Genomic DNA, 16,762 nt, shown 5'->3' with positions numbered 1-16,762 from the left:
GATCAGACCCGAAGGATATCGGCCTCTTTGGCCTTGAGGGATTCATCGACTTTGGCGATAAACTCATCGGTGAGCTTCTGGATCTGATCCAGGGCACGCTTCATCTCATCCTCGCTGATCTCTTTGTCGTGCTCGAGGCGCTTGATCTTGTTGTTGGACTCCTTGCGGACATTGCGGATGGCCACTTTTGCCTTTTCCGCCATCTGCTTGGCCTGCTTGACGATCTCCTGGCGCTGCTCGACGGTCATCGGAGGGAAGAAGAGCTTGATAAAGTCTCCGTCGTTGTTGGGATTGACGCCGATATTGGCTTCCTGGATCGCCTTTTCGATGGCGGGAAGCATCGATTTTTCCCAGGGATTGATAGCGATGGTCGTTGCATCGGTCACGGTGACGTTCCCCACCTGATTGAGGGGAGTCGGCGTTCCGTAATAGTCCACTTTGATATTATCGACGATCTGGGTGGTTACCTTTCCCGTCCGAAGGGTCGCGAAATCCCTCTTCATTGCTTCGATGCTTTTGTCCATATGATCACGTGTCTCTTCAAAAATCTCTTCGATCATCTACCGCTCCTTGAAATTTATGTATGGTTTAAATGGGGATATTCTAGCCTCTTTTTGCTTACGCAGGAAGCGTAGAACCCCAAAGAGGTCTCACTGCATCCAATGCTTGATGAGAACCCGAGAGTGGGGTTGGGATCTATTTGGAAGTTTTTTCTGTCGGTGCGGCGGGGGCTTGGGGAGCGCTTTTTGGCGCAGGCGCCGGGACAGGAACGCTTGTCTTCTGTTTTGAGAGGGTATCGGTGACGGAACGATTGCTCTCTTTGTTGTAGAGGTAACCGAGAGCCAGCGTATTGATCACAAACAACAGCGCCAGGGTAAAAGTCGCTTTGGCGAGAAAGCCGCTGGGCCCTTTGGCCCCGAAGAGGGATTCGTTGCTTCCGCTGTAGGCTCCCAGGCCGATGCTGTCACTTTTCTGCAGGAGGATCGTGATGGTGATAAGGATTGAAAGAATAATCTGTACGATCATAAGGGTCGATGTCATATTGGCCTCTTTCCCATTCTGCCAAGGGGATGGCTTTGGGTATAATTTGGCGCGATTATACCTAAATTATCATAAAAAGAGATCATGAGAGTCATTCGAGCCTTCAGCCGCGCTGCCGATACCTACGGGCAATACAATCTCATACAGCGCGATGTGGCCCGACATCTGGTCATGGATTACTTGCCGAACAACCCTGGTCATATCCTCGATCTCGGCTGCGGAACCGGGGAACTCTGCCGGCAACTTCTTCAAAGCAATGTCGATTTCAAAACTTTCATCGGTGTCGATCTCTCATCTTCGATGCTCTGCCGACATCCCCAGGATGAAAAGATTTTCATCCTGCAGGGAGACTTCAATGACGTTGAGTTCCTCCGGCAGCTTGGGACGAGAGATATCCAGACGGTTCTCTCCTCTTCGGCGCTGCAATGGACCAAAGATTTGGACCGGACGCTCCGGCAACTCTCTGCCATAGGGGAAGAGGCCGCTTTTGCCATCTTCACTTCAGGAACGTTCCGTTCACTTCACAGTTATCTGGGTCTCGATTCGCCGATCAGGGATTTTGATACGGTCCAGGGAGTATTGGAGAGATATTATACCGTTTATCGTATCGAACGCCGGGAGTATCGTCTCGATTTTGAAAATCGTAAAGAACTCTTTCACTACATCAAAGGAAGCGGCGTCAGCGGCGGGACCTCACGTCTGAGTGTTGCCCAGGCACGTCGGCTGGTGCGTGAATATCCCTCTCAGTCGCTGGAGTTTGAAGTACTCTTCTTCCGGGGAAGGCCCAGGAGCTCCTTTTCAAGAGCATAGAGTTCATAACGTATATTTTTGAAAAGGGGAGAGAGCTTTGGATCGAGGAGCTTGAAAACCTCCTCCAAGACACGGGAAGACTCCTGGGCTCTGGAAAAATTGGCGATCATAAGGTCCGAGATCCGAGAGCGTTTAAGCTCACTCTCCGTCGTCTCTTTGGCCACATCGTTTTCGATATCCCGGTATTGGAGACGCTCGACATCATAGGCGGCCTGGAGAGAATGGCGCAGCTCTTTGAATCGGTAGGAGTATTCGGAACGGTCGAAAAAGTAGCGTTGTATATCTTCGAGGAGGCGCAACCCCTCCTTCAAACGGTTGAGATTGGCATCGACAATACGTTGAAGCCGATCGGTCTCCTGCTTATTCATCACTACCGAAAATCCCCAGGAGTTGCAAAATCGCAGTGAACATATTCAAAAAGTCGATATAGAGTGATACGGCGGCATCGACCGGAGAATCGTAGGCGCCGTTGGCGATATTCTGGGTGTCGTAGATGGTAAAGAGCCCGAAGAGAAGAAGTACGCCTGCGGTAATGAGTATGTCGATCATTGGGCTTTTCAGGAAGAATATATTGATCAGAGAAGCCACGATAACCACGATCAGGGTAATGAAGAGGGGTTTGCCCCAACTGGAAAAATCGCTGCGGCTATTGATGGCGAAAAGGCTCAGCGCTCCGAAGAGCACCGAGGTCATCAAAAAAGCATTGCCGATGATGGCTCCTTTGCCCAATCCGATCAATGAGGCGAAAAGAGGGACCAGAGAGACACCGGTCAGGAAGGTGAAGAGGAAGAGCATCAGGAGATTCAGTCCCGGTTTACCCCGAGAAAGCCCCAGGCCGAAAAAGAGGACAAGCAGTTCGGCACCGAAGATGAACCACCGGTATTCATAAACGGCCTGGGCAAAAGGCATTGTGACATAAGCCCCCACGGCGGCAGCAAGCATGCTGGCAGCGAGAAGCTGATAGGTTTTTTTCAAAAATTCGACACGGGAGCTCTCCATCGCGCCGGTCGCGCGGAGCTCGGTTGCGGGTTTGGCATAGTCACGGTCATAAAGAGACATGGCTACTCCTTTATTAAAATTTGAGGAACTATAGCACGAATTTTATCGTCAAGGTTAACGACGGGAAATTATACGTCCCCTCTAGGATAAGCAGTGCTTCTAAGAGTGACATGTTTAAGCGGGATGATCGATTTTGAGTATATAAAAACCCGGATTTATAATCTATATCTATATAATGTAAGTCCGCGAGAAATTTCGAAAATTTTTTCATATTTTCCTGCAAACCCCTTGACAAGAGGTGGAGAATTGTCTATAATACGCGTCCTCAAACACAGAGAGCGATTGAAAGCGATCTGAGAGAGATACCCAAAGTATGGGATCTTGAGAGTGTTTGAACGTGATCTTTGACAACCGAATATAAGTAAACAATCAACCGTCTATCCGATAGGTTTTTTTCAATAAAAACAATCGAGATAGAAACACAATAGTGATTTCATCTTGAGACACTGGATTGAATGTCCATTTTTAATGGAGAGTTTGATCCTGGCTCAGAGTGAACGCTGGCGGCGTGCCTAACACATGCAAGTCGAACGAGAACGGCCCCTGGCTTGCCAGGGGTGTCAGCTAAGTGGCGCACGGGTGAGTAAGGTATAGCTAACGTGCCCTATGGAGGGGGATAACGGCTGGAAACGGCCGCTAATACCCCATATTCCTTCACCACATAAGTGGTGTTGGGAAATGGATTCCGCCATAGGATCGGGCTATATGGTATCAGCTAGTTGGTGAGGTAAGAGCTCACCAAGGCTATGACGCCTAGCTGGTCTGAGAGGATGATCAGCCACACTGGAACTGAGACACGGTCCAGACTCCTACGGGAGGCAGCAGTGGGGAATATTGCACAATGGGCGAAAGCCTGATGCAGCAACGCCGCGTGGAGGATGACACCCTTCGGGGCGTAAACTCCTTTTATAGGGGAAGATAATGACGGTACCCTATGAATAAGCACCGGCTAACTCCGTGCCAGCAGCCGCGGTAATACGGAGGGTGCAAGCGTTACTCGGAATCACTGGGCGTAAAGCGCGCGCAGGCGGGTTGGTAAGTTGGGTGTGAAAGCCTGCAGCTCAACTGCAGAACTGCACCCAAAACTGCCAGCCTAGAGTCTGGGAGAGGTGAGTGGAATTAGTGGTGTAGGGGTAAAATCCGTAGAGATCACTAGGAATACCGAAAGCGAAGGCAACTCACTGGAACAGTACTGACGCTGAGGCGCGAAAGCGTGGGGAGCAAACAGGATTAGATACCCTGGTAGTCCACGCCCTAAACGATGGATGCTAGTCGTTGCCATGCACGTCATGGCAGTGATGCAGCTAACGCATTAAGCATCCCGCCTGGGGAGTACGGTCGCAAGATTAAAACTCAAAGGAATAGACGGGGACCCGCACAAGTGGTGGAGCATGTGGTTTAATTCGAAGATACGCGAAGAACCTTACCCGGCCTTGACATCCCGCGAACCCTCCAGAGATGGAGGGGTGCTACTTCGGTAGAGCGCGGTGACAGGTGCTGCACGGCTGTCGTCAGCTCGTGTCGTGAGATGTTGGGTTAAGTCCCGCAACGAGCGCAACCCTCGTGTCCAGTTGCTAACGGTTCGGCCGAGCACTCTGGACAGACTGCCTGGGTAACCAGGAGGAAGGTGAGGACGACGTCAAGTCATCATGGCCCTTACGGCCGGGGCGACACACGTGCTACAATGGGCAGGACAATGAGATGCGATACCGCGAGGTGGAGCAAATCTAGAAACCTGCTCTCAGTTCGGATTGCAGTCTGCAACTCGACTGCATGAAGCTGGAATCACTAGTAATCGTGGATCAGCCATGCCACGGTGAATACGTTCCCGGGTCTTGTACTCACCGCCCGTCACACCATGGGAGTTGAGTTCACCCGAAGACGGGAAGCTAAACCGGCTACCGTCCACGGTGGGCTCAGCGACTGGGGTGAAGTCGTAACAAGGTAACCGTAGGAGAACCTGCGGTTGGATCACCTCCTTTCAAGAGTACGCACGGCACTTTCTCACGGGAGTGTCGTCAGAGCCCTGAGGGTAGACGGTTGATTGTGAGCCGATATTCGGTTGTCAAAGATCACAGCGTGTTCTTTGAGAGAGTAGAGAAAGAGGGCGTATAGCTCAGCCGGTTAGAGTGCACCCCTGATAAGGGTGAGGTCCCTGGTTCAAGTCCAGGTACGCCCACCAGAGATGGGGAATTAGCTCAGCTGGGAGAGCGCCTGCTTTGCACGCAGGAGGTCGCCGGTTCGATCCCGGCATTCTCCACCAGGTGAAGTTTGATTGAAATCTTTTGCGGAAGATTTCAATTAGACTTCGGTCTAAGGTTATTTAACTTAGCATTGTTAAGAGTCTGACGTAATGCCGCAAAGACTTGAAAAAGAATTTGCGAACAATTACACTGTAAACAGAAATCTTCGAAAGAAGAATTCTTCCAAGCGAAACACTCAGAAGCAACATTGTTTGATGCGTGATGCATTGAGCAAGGTAGTGCCTTAGATTCAAGAGATTGAATCAAGGGCAGACGGTGGATGCCTTGGCACAGAGAGGCGATGAAGGACGTACTAGGCTGCGATAAGCCGCGGGGAGCTGCCAAGAAGCTTTGATCCGCGGATTTCCGAATGGGGCAACCCGGCTGGCTTAACGGCCAGTCACTCCTTTTAGGAGAGCGAACCCGGGGAAGTGAAACATCTCAGTACCCGGAGGAAAAGAAATCAACCGAGATTCCCAAAGTAGCGGCGAGCGAAATGGGATTAGCCCGGTCAGTGATAGCACAGTGGATAGTAGAAGGATCTGGAAAGTTCCGCCATAGAGGGTGAGAGTCCCGTATACGAAATCCATTGTGTGGTACTAGGCTGACGAACGAGTAGGTCGGGACACGAGAAACCCTGACTGAAGATGGGAGGACCACCTTCCAAGGCTAAATACTACTCTGTGACCGATAGTGCACAAGTACCGTGAGGGAAAGGTGAAAAGAACCGCGGTAAGCGGAGTGAAATAGAACCTGAAACCGTCTGCCTACAATCATTCAGAGCCCTATGTTCTTCGGAACAGGGTGATGGACTGCCTTTTGCATAATGAGCCTGCGAGTTGTGGTCACTAGCGAGGTTAAGCACACGCGAAGCCGTAGCGAAAGCGAGTCTGAACAGGGCGAATAGTTAGTGGCTGCAGACCCGAAACTAAGTGATCTATCCATGGGCAGGTTGAAACCGGTGTAAGAGCCGGTGGAGGACCGAACCGGTGGAGGTTTAAAACTCCTCGGATGACCTGTGGATAGGGGTGAAAGGCCAATCAAACTTAGTGATAGCTGGTTCTCTCCGAAATATATTTAGGTATAGCCTCATGTTCGAAGCACAGGGGGGTAGAGCACTGATTCGGCTAGGGCCTACACCAAGGTACCAAACCGAGTCAAACTCCGAATACCCTGTGTGGATTCATGGGAGTCAGGCCCTGGGTGATAAAATCCAGGGTCGAAAGGGAAACAGCCCAGACTACCAGCTAAGGTCCCCAAGTCCTACTTAAGTGGAAAAGGAGGTGGGGTTGCTTAGACAACCAGGAGGTTGGCTTAGAAGCAGCCATCCTTTAAAGAAAGCGTAACAGCTCACTGGTCTAGCGATCCTGCGCCGAAAATATAACGGGGCTAAAGTAGGCACCGAAGCTGTAGGTTCTCACTGATGTGAGAGCGGTAGGAGAGCGTTCTTGTCAGCGTTGAAGGTGTACCGGTAAGGAGCGCTGGAGCGGCAAGAAGTGAGCATGCAGGCATGAGTAGCGATAAAACAGGTGAGAATCCTGTTCGCCGAAAACCCAAGGTTTCCTACACGATGCTCGTCAATGTAGGGTTAGTCGGGTCCTAAGCCGAGTCCGAAAGGGGTAGGCGATGGCAAATCGGTTAATATTCCGATACCGGCTATGGCGCGCGATGGGGGGACGCATAGGGCTAAGCGAGCTCACTGATGGAATAGTGGGTCGAAGGGTGTAGGCCGCCATCCAGGTAAATCCGGATGGCAGTAAGGCCGAGACCTGACAGGCCCCCTGAAGCCTTCGGGCGGAAGGGGGAATCGCTGATGCCGTCGTGCCGAGAAAAGCCTCTAAGTATAGCCATAGTCGCCCGTACCGTAAACCGACACAGGTGGGTGAGATGAGTATTCTAAGGCGCGTGGAAGAACCCTGGTTAAGGAACTCTGCAAACTAGCACCGTACCTTCGGAATAAGGTGTGCCTCCTCGGGTGAAGCTCCTTGCGGGTGGAGCCTGAGAGGTTGCAACAAAGAGTCCCTCCCGACTGTTTATCAAAAACACAGCACTATGCTAACTCGTAAGAGGATGTATATGGTGTGACGCCTGCCCGGTGCCGGAAGGTTAAGTGATGGGGTTAGCCCTTTGGGCGAAGCTCCTGATCGAAGCCCCGGTAAACGGCGGCCGTAACTATAACGGTCCTAAGGTAGCGAAATTCCTTGTCGGTTAAATACCGACCTGCATGAATGGCGTAACGAGATGGGAGCTGTCTCGACCAGGGATCCAGTGAAATTGTAGTGGAGGTGAAAATTCCTCCTACCCGCGGCAAGACGGAAAGACCCCGTGGACCTTTACTACAGCTTGACACTGCAATCGGGATATACATGTGCAGGATAGGTGGGAGGCTTTGAAGCCAGGGCGCCAGCCCTGGTGGAGCCGTCCTTGAGATACCACCCTTGTATATTCTGGTTGCTAACTTGCGCCAGTTATCCTGGCGGAGGACAATGTCTGGTGGGTAGTTTGACTGGGGCGGTCGCCTCCTAAAAAGTAACGGAGGCTTACAAAGGTTGGCTCATGGCGGTTGGAAATCGCCAGTAGAGTATAATGGTATAAGCCAGCTTGACTGAGAGACACACAAGTCGATCAGAGACGAAAGTCGGTCATAGTGATCCGGTGGTTCTGTGTGGAAGGACCATCGCTCAAAGGATAAAAGGTACCCCGGGGATAACAGGCTGATCTCCCCCAAGAGCTCACATCGACGGGGAGGTTTGGCACCTCGATGTCGGCTCATCGCATCCTGGGGCTGAAGCAGGTCCCAAGGGTATGGCTGTTCGCCATTTAAAGCGGTACGCGAGCTGGGTTCAGAACGTCGTGAGACAGTTCGGTCCCTATCTGCCGTGGGCGTTGGAAGATTGAGGAGAGTTGCCCCTAGTACGAGAGGACCGGGGTGAACGAACCACTGGTGTACCAGTTGTCCTGCCAAGGGCACCGCTGGGTAGCTATGTTCGGATGTGATAACCGCTGAAAGCATCTAAGCGGGAAGCCAACTCCAAGATGAATCTTCCCTGAAGGTCCGTCGAAGACTACGACGTTGATAGGCTGGATGTGTAAGCGATGAAAGTCGTTTAGCTGACCAGTACTAATAGACCGTTTGAAATCTCTTGAAATCTAGGCACTACCTTGCCCAGTGCATCTTGAGCGTTTGATCGTGTATGCATTACCCGGACTCTTAACAATACTAAGTTACCTCTCCCGAGAGAGACAAGCACATTACGATGTGTTTCTCTCTCTCGGTGGTGTCGCTGGCGAGAGGGTCACACCCGGCTCCATTCCGAACCCGGAAGTTAAGCCTCTCAGCGCCGATGATACTGCAGACTACGTCTGTGGGAACGTAGGTCGACGCCACCCTGAGATATTAATCCTCTTTTTAATCTCCCCCATTAAAATTCTTTTTATCTACTCTATGAAGTATCAGTGACTTTTTATAGCTTCTTTTCCTTTATTACTATCCTATTGTTATAACGCTCCGCTCCATCTGATATCTTTACTCAAATGAGCTTTATTCCTTCTATGTTTTCTTTTCTGTGTTAGAATGATTTTTATTAGTATACTAAGGAGTGGTCGATGCAGAGATGGGTTGTCGAGAAACTCTCCTATCTTCCCAAAAAAAGTCGCGATAAATTTTATGAGCGCCTGCGGGACAGGGCGCTGCTGCGGACGCGTGCCAGGTTGATCGAGAGTGGAGTTGACCTTAATAGTCTGAGCGATGAAGAGCTGGAGGTTATCATCGCTGATGAGGAGGATAAGCTGATCAGTGAGTATAAGTCTCGGGGTTTGATCGCTCTGTTGGCACTTCTGGGTATCAGCTTGTTTTGAACGATGTATCATTATCTCAAGTGGGCCGCGCTCTCCTATTTCTTCAAACGAAATCTCCGCTCTTTGATCTTTGTCTTTTTGGGCTTGGCCGGGATCTATAGTTCAGATGCCGTGTATCAGGATTTGAAAGATTATGCTCTCTCTACGGATCAGAAGGATCTGGTCTTTTATTTCCTTCTGGGGAAGTGGGCTTTGGATCTGATCTCAGCAGCCTTGCTGGTCTATGGGGTGATGAATCTGGGGCTGGGTAAGGGAACGGATAAACGGCGTAAAAACAGTCGAGTCGGAAAAAGCCCAAAGAACTCTGAAAATCCTGTGAAAGAGACTGAGCGGGATGCGGTGATGGAGCGTCTGGAGAAATTCAGGGGAGCCAAACGATTGAGGCGGCGAAGTGATTTGTTGATAAAAGAACGGGGGAAAAAGCGCCCAAAGTAAACCTCTGTCTATGAATTCTGCGAATAGCTTTTCCTCCCCGTATAGACGAATAGTATTGTCGACGTGACAAAAGCACCGAGAGCCCATCCGGCCAGAACATCGCTGCACCAGTGGGCATTGAGCCAGATGCGGCTCAGGCCGATGAGAAGGGGCCAGAGAAGTACCGGGAATGCCCTATTTTTATACCGGGGATAGAGCCAGGCCAGAAAGAGCAGGGCCAGGGCCATAGAGGTGGCGCTGTGCCAGGAGGGGAAAGAGGGGCTGTGGATCTCCACGAGTCGATCGGTGGGCCTGGGCCGCTTGACGAGCTCTTTGACAAGGGTTGTCGCCAAGGCGGTTCCCCAGAGCCCGGCGACGAAAATCACTGCTTGGAGCTTTCTTTTTTTGTAGAGAAGCATAACCCCCATAATCAGGGTGACCAAGAGCAGGGCCAAAGGGGAGTTCAGCTTTGTCAAGAAAATGACAAGCTGATCGACAAGGGGTTGATGGAATCGCTTGATGGTTTCGGAGACGCTTTGATCACAGGCTTGGGTGAGGCCGCTGATGACCGATATCGCCATTGCCAGGAAGATAAGCAACCCTCCCCAGGCGCTCAAGCTGAAAAAACGTCGCAGACCCATCTCTGCCCTTTCATAAAAAATCATCAGAAAAGTTTACCGATCTTTCTAAAGCCGTAGAGATAGAGAAGGAGGCCCAGGATGGTTACTCCGAGGAAATAGGGCCAGAGGTCTGTGACGGCGGTGCCTCTGAAGAAGATGCTTTCACTCCCCTCGATGTAGTAACGCAGAGGAGAGATGAGTGAGAGTTTCTGCAGCAGCGGGTGCATCGCGTGTATGGGTGTCCAGGCGCCGCTGAGGAAGATCAGCGGCATCATAATGAGGATGGCGACCATCGCGACCTCTAGCATTGTCCGTGAGACGGCGGCGACGAAAAGCCCGATGCCCGCGCTGGTGAAGGCATAGAGGAACGAAAGGAGGAAAAAGACCCAGATTGATCCGTTGATCGGCACATCAAAAGCACCGAAGAGCACGATTCCCGTGGCGATGACGACTCCCGCCATAATGATGAGCACCTGGGAAAAACTCTTGGCCAGGATGATCAGTTTTGGATCGATGGGCATTAGCAGCATAATGTCCCAGGTGCCGTTCTCTTTTTCACGGACGAAAACGGCGGCGGTGAGGATGACCCCCAGGAGGGTGCTGATCGAGAGCATTTCGGCCAGGGCCATAAACCAGGAGGTGGTGGCATTCTGGTTGAAGAGCTTATGCACCGCCAGATCGACAGGTAGATCGGTCTTCGAATAGTCGAGCAGGATATTCTGCAGATAGGAGAGAGCCTGGAAGCTCTGGGTTGCGGCGATCGAATCGAGGAGGATATTTAGCTGGGTGTGGCCGGTGGCGCGGTATCGCTTGGCGAAGTCTTGATCGAAAACGAGCCCCACCATTATTTCCCGGTTGAAGATGGCGTCGCTGAGGGCCTTTTGAGAGAGAAAGCGCACCGGAGGCTGAAATTCGGGCCGGTGGAGGCGGCTGAGGATCTTTTGGCTGAGCCCGCCGCCGCTATCGTCTACATAGCCCACCGCGACATTCTTGGCTTGCATTTCGATCCCCTTGCCGGCGATGTAGATATCGAAGGTAAAGGAGTAGAGCACCACGGCTACCAAGCCCCAGGAGCGTAAAAAGGAGATGAGCTCTTTCATAATCAAAGAAAGCATTGTGCGCATTATCGGAGCTCCTTTCGCATAAAAAAGGTTCCCAGAAAGAGAAGGAAAAAGGCATAGAGTATAAGCACGCCCAGATAGAGCGCGACCTTCGGCGAGGCGATCCCCTGGCCCACCAGGAAGGTATCGTAGACGATATGGTTGTAATACATCACCGGGTAGATGTGGGCTTCGATTTTCGATTCGGCCCGCATCGAAGAGATCGGCATCAGCATTCCTGAGTAGAGAAAGCCGGGGATGATGGTGATAATGACCGTCAGGACCACGGCCACGATCTGGGTACGGGTGAGGATGGAGACGAGCAGGCCGATGCCGATACTGATGAGGACATAGAGCTCCGAGGCTCCCCAGTAGAGGAGAAAACTTCCCCGGAAAGGAACGGCGAAGAGCCAGGTCGCCAGGAGGAAAAGGAGGAAAATATTCAATGAGTGCAGGAGAAAGACAGGAAGGATCTTGGCGATGACGAGTTCACTCTTTTTGACGGGAGAGGCGTAGAAGTTGAAGATGGTTCCTTCTTCCTTCTCCTTGACCACCAGCAATGCGGCGAGAATGGCGGGGGCGACCAGCAGGATCAATCCGATGAGCCCGGGGACGATCGCATCCTCATCCCGCATCGCCTGGTTGAAGAGATTTCGGTTATCGATGGTGATGAGCTTGAGGGCGGCTTTGGGCATCGTGCTCATCGCGGCGTGATAGATGACCCCCTCGACATAGTTTTGCATCGTGGTCGCGCGCACGGGAAAGGCCCCGTCGACGAAGACGGCGATCTGAGTTTTGTCTCCGTGCAGCAGCCGCTTTTCGAAGGAGGAAGGGATGAGGATGAGAATCTCGGCCTTGGCCTGCTTGATGCGATGGAGTGCCTCCTGCTCCGTAATCGAGACCAGACGGGTATTGAAATATTTGGAGTGTTCGAAACGGCTGATGAGATCACGGGAGAGGTGGCTCCGGTCATTGTCGATGATGAGGGTCCGGGCGTGGGTGACCTCCAGACGTATGCCGTAGCCGAAGAGGATGAGGATCATCACCGGCAAAATGTAGACCATATAGATCATCTTCGATCGGATCAAGTCTTTGAACTCTTTGAGCATATAGGCTTTGATGACGCCGAGATTCATTCCTGTTCCTTGTAGAAGTGCAAAAAGATCTCTTCGAAGCTCCGGGCCTCCGGGAACCTTTTGTGGAGATTTGCGACGGTGTCGTCGGCGATCTTTTTACCCCGTTTGAGTAGGACGACCCGGTCACAGAATTCCGCTTCGCTCATATAGTGGGTGGTGATCAGGATCGAGATGCCCCATTTCTCCTTGAGGAGGCGGAGCATTTCCCAGAATTGGGCCCGGGCGATGGCATCGACTCCGGAGGTGGGTTCGTCGAGGAAGAGGACCACCGGCTCGTGCAGCAGTGCCGCGGCGATCGAGAAGCGCTGGTTGACCCCCAGGGGCAGGGAGGTGGGCAGATCGTCCATATACTCTTCGAAGCCCAGCTCCTTGGCGTAGCGTCCGATCCGCTCCAGCGCCGTGGCGACGGGGAGGCGGTGCATATTGGCGAAATAGATCAGGTTTTCCCGCACCGTCATATCCTTGTAGAGGGCGAAGTGCTGGCTGACATAACCGATCTTGGCTTTGAGGGCCTGCCGGTCTTCGCCGCTTCGGATCGGGCGGCCCAGCAGGGTCAGCTCCCCTTCGTCGATGGGGTAGAGCCCCAGCAGCATTTTGATGAAGGTGGTCTTGCCCGCCCCGTTGGCCCCGAGAAGTCCCAGGATTTCACCCCGTTTGAGCTGCATATCGATGTGATCGTCGGCGACGAAGTCTCCGAAGCGTTTGGTCAAGCCCTTGGCTTCCATCACGACTTCGGGCAAGTCGATCTTTTCGCTGCGCTCATTGATTTCGATCCTGGGCGGGCGTTTGCCCCGTTTGAGGGCGTTGACGAAGAAGAGGTCCTCCAGTGTGGCTTGGGCGTGGGGGGCATTCAACGGAGTAAGGGAGTAGCTCTTGTCGTGGGCACTGATGCAGTCGTCGCATTCGGTTCGTCGGTAGACATAGGGGGCGATGGAGGCGACCAGCTCGTCAGCGCGTCCCCGGGCGATGATCCGCCCCTCGTCGAAGAGTAGCACCTTGTCCATCTTGGCGGCCTCCTGCATATAGGCGGTGCTCACCAGGGCGACGGTTCCCTCCTCCTTGCGAATGTTGTCGAGGATCTCCCAGAGTTCCAAGCGGCTAAGGGGGTCGACTCCCGTCGTCGGCTCGTCGAGGATCAGGAGTTTGGGGCGATGGAGCAGGGTGCAGATGAGGGAGAGCTTCTGCATCATTCCCCCGCTGAGATGGCCGGCCAGACGGTCCGTAAATTCGCTCAATCCCGCCATATGCAGGAGCTTGTCGCGGTAGGCGAAGAAGGCTTTGTCCCGCTTAATTCCCCGAATATCGGCGAAAAATTCCAAATGTTCCCCCACGCTCAGCGTATCGTAGAGCACCAGCCCCAGGCCCTGGGGCATCAGGCCGATGGAGGGTTTGACCTTTTCCGCCTCTTTGGGGGAGCGGTAGAGGGTACCGTCGTAAATAATCTCCCCTTCGAAGCGGATCACCCCGGCGATGGCGTGCATCAGGGAGCTCTTTCCCGTGCCGTCGGCGCCGATGAAGCCGATGATTTCGCCGCGCTCCGCCTCCAAAGAGGCCTTTTGGATGCCGATGCGTTTTTTGTATCGGACGGTGACGTCACGGACTTCAAGCAGCGCCATCGATCCACTTCCCGGATGAGGTTATTTGGTCAAAAGAGCCAAGAGGGTTCATCATAGCGGCGGGAGTTCGTCGAGTGAGCGGGGGAGCCCCTTGCCGTCGAGGGAGATCACCCCTATCGCCGGAAGGCCCAGCTTGAGCAAGGGGTCGGGTTTGAGGGGCTTAAGATGCACGGCGAAGACTCGCTGGATTCTGTCGCTGCGCACGCTGACCTCCTTGGGGGTGAACTCCGCCTTTTGGGCGATGCGGACCACTTCCGCCGGAATGGGCCGGTCGGGCCAGGCGTCGAGGAAGATCTCCGCCTTGTCGTGGAGTTTGATCTTGCCGTTTTCGATCGTATCGACAAAGATCTTCAGGTAGAGGGATTCGGGGGCGACGAGGGTGGCCACGGGCATTCCTGCGCCGATCACTTCACCGGTATTGGCGATCTTTTCGACGGTAAAACCGGTCAGCGGGCTTTTGAGGGTCAGCTCTTCGATCATCGCTTCTACCTGCGCTTTGGAGGCTTCCAGGGCGGCGATCCCTTTTCGGAGGGCCGCGACACCCTCGCGCATCGCATCGAGGGATTTTTGAGCGGCGATGGCATCGGAGAGGTCACTCTTGGCGATGGCGATGGCTTGAAGGAGCTGTTTGCGTTTATCGTCGAGGGCCTGGAGGGCATTGTGATCCACATCGTACTTGAGTCGGATCTCTTCGAGTTTGTGTTTTTCGATCAGTTTTTGGGCATAGAGCTTTTGCATCCGCTCAAGATCCCGCCGATCCTGCTCCACAAGTGCGCGCTGGGAAGCGATGGAGTTCTCGAGTTCCTGAAGTTGGCTTTCCTTTGCCTTCAGGGCCGCTTGGGCTTTGTGGAGGAGTTGGGGGATCTTGGTTTCGTTGATACTCAGTTCGATCTCCTTGGCTTTGAGCTCCTTATTCTTGGCGGCGATCTGATCTTCGAGGCTCTGCTTTTGGGCTTCAAACTCTTTGCTGCTCAGCCGGGCGACGAGCATCCCATTCTTGACCGGGACCCCATCATCCACATTGAGGGAGACGATCCTGCCCGGATATTTGGTGTTCAGATTGACCAGATCCCCGTCGATACGGCCAGTGCCGGCAACGAGGTTGGCTGGGAGCTCTTTGGGGTGGAGCTTGAGATAGATCAGAACGGCCGCGATGCCTACCAGGATCAGAACCAGAAGGCCGATCCAATACTTTTTAACTAGTTCCATAGAGACTCCTTAAAAATACGCCCTGTGCTTTCATCCTATATTTTCCAGTGCCCGCTGTGCATAGAACCGGCCCGTTTCGATCACTTCCCAGGCTTTATGGAAATCGAGGGCTCCGCAGACCTCCTGAGGGATCTCGATCATCAGATCGGGGGGATAGCCCCCCAGGCGGTAACCCAGCAGGGTCTTCTGCATCGAATCGATGGTCTTGTCGATGATATCGAAAAGGTGGTAGGACTTCTCCTCTTCCTTCTCTTCGTCACTTGTCCGTGTTTCGAACCATCGCCTAGTCCGGGCAATGATCTCGGAAGCGATCTCGTCGAGCTTCGACTCTTTGAGACGGACCTCTTCGGGCATATCGATCCTGGGCGCAGGGCCCTCACCGAAAAGGCTCACGGCGATGGTGAGGTCACTGTGAGAAGCCATCGTGGGGGCGACGGGGAGCGGGTCGACGGCTCCTCCGTCGACCAGAAGCATCCCGTCCTTTTCGACCGGTGTGAAAAAGGAGGGGATGGCGATGGAGGCACGGATCGCCTCGAGTAGATCGCCTTCCTGGAACCACACTTCGCGGTTGCGTCTCAGATCGGTGGCTACGGCGGTGTAGTCGATGGGGAGCTCCTCGATACGGGCTTTGCCGAGGATCTTTTCGAGTTTGCGCAGGACTTTGTCGCCACGCACCATTCCCCGACTGTCCCAGCTGAAATCGAGCAGGCCCATCACATCCAGGGCATCCAGGCCCAGCACCCATTTTTTGTACTCCTGGAGTTTCCCCGCGGCGTGCAAGCCTCCGATGAGCGCCCCCATCGAAGCGCCGCTGATGCAGACGATCTCGTAGCCCTGCCGTTCCAGCTCTTCGATGACGCCGATATGGGCATAGCCGCGGGCCCCGCCGCTGCCCAGTACGAGAGAGATCTTTTTACCATTAGTTTTTTTCATCGGCGCTCCTCCTCTCTCTCCCGGATACCTGTCAGGAAGCGTTCGAAGACCTCTTCGGCTTTCTCTTCGAGCTCCCCGCCGAAATTGAGCCAATATTCGATGTATCCCATTGTCGCGGCGTTGAAGAGATAGGCTGTCTTCATATGATTGGCGGTTTTGAGCGGGGTGTTGTGTGCCAATCTTTCAAACTGTATGGCCAGAAATTCATAGATCGGTGAGGCGGGGTTCTCCTTGTGGGTATTCATCTTGACGAAAAAGAGGGGATCGCCTATGACCGGATCCTCCAGAGCTTTTCGTTTGGAGGCGAAGGTGGCGAATTTGTGTTGGATATAGAGGATGAGGCATCGGCGGGGGTCGTCGATATCCCGGCACGCCTCGGTGATCTGCCGATGGAATTTGACGATCTGATGGGAAACATAGGCGAAAAAGAGGGCCTCTTTGGAGGGGAAATATTTATAGAGCGCCCCGACGGAGATGCCGACGGCTTTGGAGATCTCCTGCATCTTGGGTTCGGCAAAACCCACTTCTTCAAAATAGTCGGAGACGGCATCGAGGATCAGTTCTTTTTTGGTTTCCAGGACTTTCTGGCGGATTTTCTCTTTCATCGTATCACTTATATGCGTAGGTGAAGTTCATAAAAGAAATGATAACCATATTCTCTTAAATAAGAATAAATTAATACTTTTGTGAATATAATTCACTAATTTAGCCCGATGGATGGTA

Annotated in this window: 14 protein-coding genes, 2 tRNA genes and 3 rRNA genes; 8 read left to right on the top strand and 11 right to left on the bottom strand. The window is 53.0% G+C overall.

What is annotated here, in order from left to right:
* Window positions 1-2 precede the first annotated feature (2 nt).
* Both frr and secG read right to left on the bottom strand, forming a co-directional pair.
* Window positions 3-560, bottom strand: a complete 558-nt coding sequence (gene frr, locus NITSA_RS10655; RefSeq protein ID WP_013555034.1) for a ribosome recycling factor — start codon at window positions 558-560, stop codon at window positions 3-5.
* 136 nt (window positions 561-696) lie between these two features.
* Window positions 697-1,041, bottom strand: a complete 345-nt coding sequence (gene secG, locus NITSA_RS10650; RefSeq protein ID WP_013555033.1) for a preprotein translocase subunit SecG — start codon at window positions 1,039-1,041, stop codon at window positions 697-699.
* An 84-nt stretch (window positions 1,042-1,125) separates the two neighbouring features.
* Here secG and NITSA_RS11215 point away from each other — a divergent pair, with 84 nt between their 5' ends.
* Window positions 1,126-1,851 carry a methyltransferase gene (locus tag NITSA_RS11215; protein WP_013555032.1) on the top strand — a complete coding sequence of 242 codons (726 nt, stop codon included), beginning with the start codon at window positions 1,126-1,128 and terminating at the stop codon, window positions 1,849-1,851.
* Here NITSA_RS11215 and NITSA_RS10640 read toward each other — a convergent pair.
* Both NITSA_RS10640 and NITSA_RS10635 read right to left on the bottom strand, forming a co-directional pair.
* Window positions 1,785-2,219, bottom strand: a complete 435-nt coding sequence (locus NITSA_RS10640; RefSeq protein ID WP_013555031.1) for a hypothetical protein — start codon at window positions 2,217-2,219, stop codon at window positions 1,785-1,787. The two genes, NITSA_RS11215 and NITSA_RS10640, sit on opposite strands and share 67 nt — an antisense overlap.
* Window positions 2,212-2,910 (bottom strand): Bax inhibitor-1/YccA family protein, encoded by a 699-nt coding sequence (locus NITSA_RS10635; protein WP_013555030.1) that lies wholly within the window; start codon window positions 2,908-2,910, stop codon window positions 2,212-2,214. The genes NITSA_RS10640 and NITSA_RS10635 overlap by 8 nt, the downstream gene beginning before the upstream one ends.
* A 465-nt stretch (window positions 2,911-3,375) precedes the next feature.
* Here NITSA_RS10635 and NITSA_RS10630 point away from each other — a divergent pair.
* The 7 genes from NITSA_RS10630 (at window position 3,376) to NITSA_RS10600 (ending at window position 9,446) form a co-directional block, all read left to right on the top strand.
* Window positions 3,376-4,892, top strand: a 16S ribosomal RNA gene (locus NITSA_RS10630).
* Window positions 4,893-5,015: 123 nt separating this feature from the next.
* Window positions 5,016-5,092, top strand: a tRNA-Ile gene (locus tag NITSA_RS10625).
* 5 nt (window positions 5,093-5,097) lie between these two features.
* Window positions 5,098-5,173 (top strand) — tRNA-Ala (locus NITSA_RS10620).
* 233 nt (window positions 5,174-5,406) lie between these two features.
* Window positions 5,407-8,299: ribosomal RNA gene (locus NITSA_RS10615) — 23S ribosomal RNA — on the top strand.
* Between the two features lie 128 nt (window positions 8,300-8,427).
* Window positions 8,428-8,543, top strand: a 5S ribosomal RNA gene (gene rrf, locus NITSA_RS10610).
* Together the 16S, 23S and 5S rRNA genes with 2 tRNA genes alongside form the textbook arrangement of a ribosomal RNA operon.
* Window positions 8,544-8,759: 216 nt before the next feature.
* A complete protein-coding gene (locus tag NITSA_RS11495) occupies window positions 8,760-9,011 on the top strand; it encodes a hypothetical protein (protein WP_013555029.1) in 252 nt (83 codons plus the stop codon).
* 3 nt (window positions 9,012-9,014) lie between these two features.
* Window positions 9,015-9,446 carry a hypothetical protein gene (locus NITSA_RS10600; RefSeq protein ID WP_013555028.1) on the top strand — a complete coding sequence of 144 codons (432 nt, stop codon included), beginning with the start codon at window positions 9,015-9,017 and terminating at the stop codon, window positions 9,444-9,446.
* Between the two features lie 8 nt (window positions 9,447-9,454).
* On the opposite strand, the gene NITSA_RS10595 is transcribed toward NITSA_RS10600, so the two are convergent.
* From NITSA_RS10595 to NITSA_RS10995, 7 genes are read right to left on the bottom strand one after another with little or no spacing between them, the layout of a single operon-like run.
* Window positions 9,455-10,090 (bottom strand): phosphatase PAP2 family protein, encoded by a 636-nt coding sequence (locus NITSA_RS10595; RefSeq protein WP_042203990.1) that lies wholly within the window; start codon window positions 10,088-10,090, stop codon window positions 9,455-9,457.
* A complete protein-coding gene (locus tag NITSA_RS10590) occupies window positions 10,090-11,169 on the bottom strand; it encodes an ABC transporter permease (protein WP_013555026.1) in 1,080 nt (359 codons plus the stop codon). The genes NITSA_RS10595 and NITSA_RS10590 overlap by 1 nt, the downstream gene beginning before the upstream one ends.
* A complete protein-coding gene (locus tag NITSA_RS10585) occupies window positions 11,169-12,281 on the bottom strand; it encodes an ABC transporter permease (RefSeq protein WP_013555025.1) in 1,113 nt (370 codons plus the stop codon). Before NITSA_RS10585 ends, NITSA_RS10590 begins: the two co-directional genes overlap by 1 nt.
* Window positions 12,278-13,897 carry an ATP-binding cassette domain-containing protein gene (locus NITSA_RS10580; protein ID WP_013555024.1) on the bottom strand — a complete coding sequence of 540 codons (1,620 nt, stop codon included), beginning with the start codon at window positions 13,895-13,897 and terminating at the stop codon, window positions 12,278-12,280. Before NITSA_RS10580 ends, NITSA_RS10585 begins: the two co-directional genes overlap by 4 nt.
* Before the next feature lie 51 nt (window positions 13,898-13,948).
* Window positions 13,949-15,106, bottom strand: coding sequence for an HlyD family secretion protein (locus NITSA_RS10575; RefSeq protein WP_013555023.1), 1,158 nt, complete (start codon window positions 15,104-15,106; stop codon window positions 13,949-13,951).
* Window positions 15,107-15,136: 30 nt separating this feature from the next.
* Window positions 15,137-16,039: a patatin-like phospholipase family protein gene (locus NITSA_RS10570; protein WP_013555022.1), complete on the bottom strand. Its 903-nt coding sequence runs from the start codon at window positions 16,037-16,039 to the stop codon at window positions 15,137-15,139.
* Window positions 16,036-16,644, bottom strand: a complete 609-nt coding sequence (locus NITSA_RS10995) for a TetR/AcrR family transcriptional regulator (RefSeq protein ID WP_013555021.1) — start codon at window positions 16,642-16,644, stop codon at window positions 16,036-16,038. Before NITSA_RS10995 ends, NITSA_RS10570 begins: the two co-directional genes overlap by 4 nt.
* Between the last annotated feature and the right edge of the window lie 118 nt (window positions 16,645-16,762).

Origin of the sequence: Nitratifractor salsuginis DSM 16511, from assembly GCF_000186245.1 — a bacterium.
In the GTDB taxonomy this organism is placed as follows: domain Bacteria; phylum Campylobacterota; class Campylobacteria; order Campylobacterales; family Sulfurovaceae; genus Nitratifractor; species Nitratifractor salsuginis.
Note: the sequence above shows the minus strand (reverse complement) of the source record. Positions and strands in the feature narration are given on the sequence as shown.

Excerpts from the sequence above, each read along its gene's own strand:
- frr (WP_013555034.1), bottom strand. The coding sequence starts at position 560 with ATGATCGAAGAGATTTTTGAAGAGACACGTGATCATATGGACAAAAGC.
- secG (WP_013555033.1), bottom strand. The coding sequence starts at position 1,041 with ATGACATCGACCCTTATGATCGTACAGATTATTCTTTCAATCCTTATC.
- NITSA_RS11215 (WP_013555032.1), top strand. The coding sequence starts at position 1,126 with ATGAGAGTCATTCGAGCCTTCAGCCGCGCTGCCGATACCTACGGGCAA.
- NITSA_RS10640 (WP_013555031.1), bottom strand. The coding sequence starts at position 2,219 with ATGAATAAGCAGGAGACCGATCGGCTTCAACGTATTGTCGATGCCAAT.
- NITSA_RS10635 (WP_013555030.1), bottom strand. The coding sequence starts at position 2,910 with ATGTCTCTTTATGACCGTGACTATGCCAAACCCGCAACCGAGCTCCGC.
- NITSA_RS11495 (WP_013555029.1), top strand. The coding sequence starts at position 8,760 with ATGCAGAGATGGGTTGTCGAGAAACTCTCCTATCTTCCCAAAAAAAGT.
- NITSA_RS10600 (WP_013555028.1), top strand. The coding sequence starts at position 9,015 with ATGTATCATTATCTCAAGTGGGCCGCGCTCTCCTATTTCTTCAAACGA.
- NITSA_RS10595 (WP_042203990.1), bottom strand. The coding sequence starts at position 10,090 with ATGATTTTTTATGAAAGGGCAGAGATGGGTCTGCGACGTTTTTTCAGC.
- NITSA_RS10590 (WP_013555026.1), bottom strand. The coding sequence starts at position 11,169 with ATGCGCACAATGCTTTCTTTGATTATGAAAGAGCTCATCTCCTTTTTA.
- NITSA_RS10585 (WP_013555025.1), bottom strand. The coding sequence starts at position 12,281 with ATGAATCTCGGCGTCATCAAAGCCTATATGCTCAAAGAGTTCAAAGAC.
- NITSA_RS10580 (WP_013555024.1), bottom strand. The coding sequence starts at position 13,897 with ATGGCGCTGCTTGAAGTCCGTGACGTCACCGTCCGATACAAAAAACGC.
- NITSA_RS10575 (WP_013555023.1), bottom strand. The coding sequence starts at position 15,106 with ATGGAACTAGTTAAAAAGTATTGGATCGGCCTTCTGGTTCTGATCCTG.
- NITSA_RS10570 (WP_013555022.1), bottom strand. The coding sequence starts at position 16,039 with ATGAAAAAAACTAATGGTAAAAAGATCTCTCTCGTACTGGGCAGCGGC.
- NITSA_RS10995 (WP_013555021.1), bottom strand. The coding sequence starts at position 16,644 with ATGAAAGAGAAAATCCGCCAGAAAGTCCTGGAAACCAAAAAAGAACTG.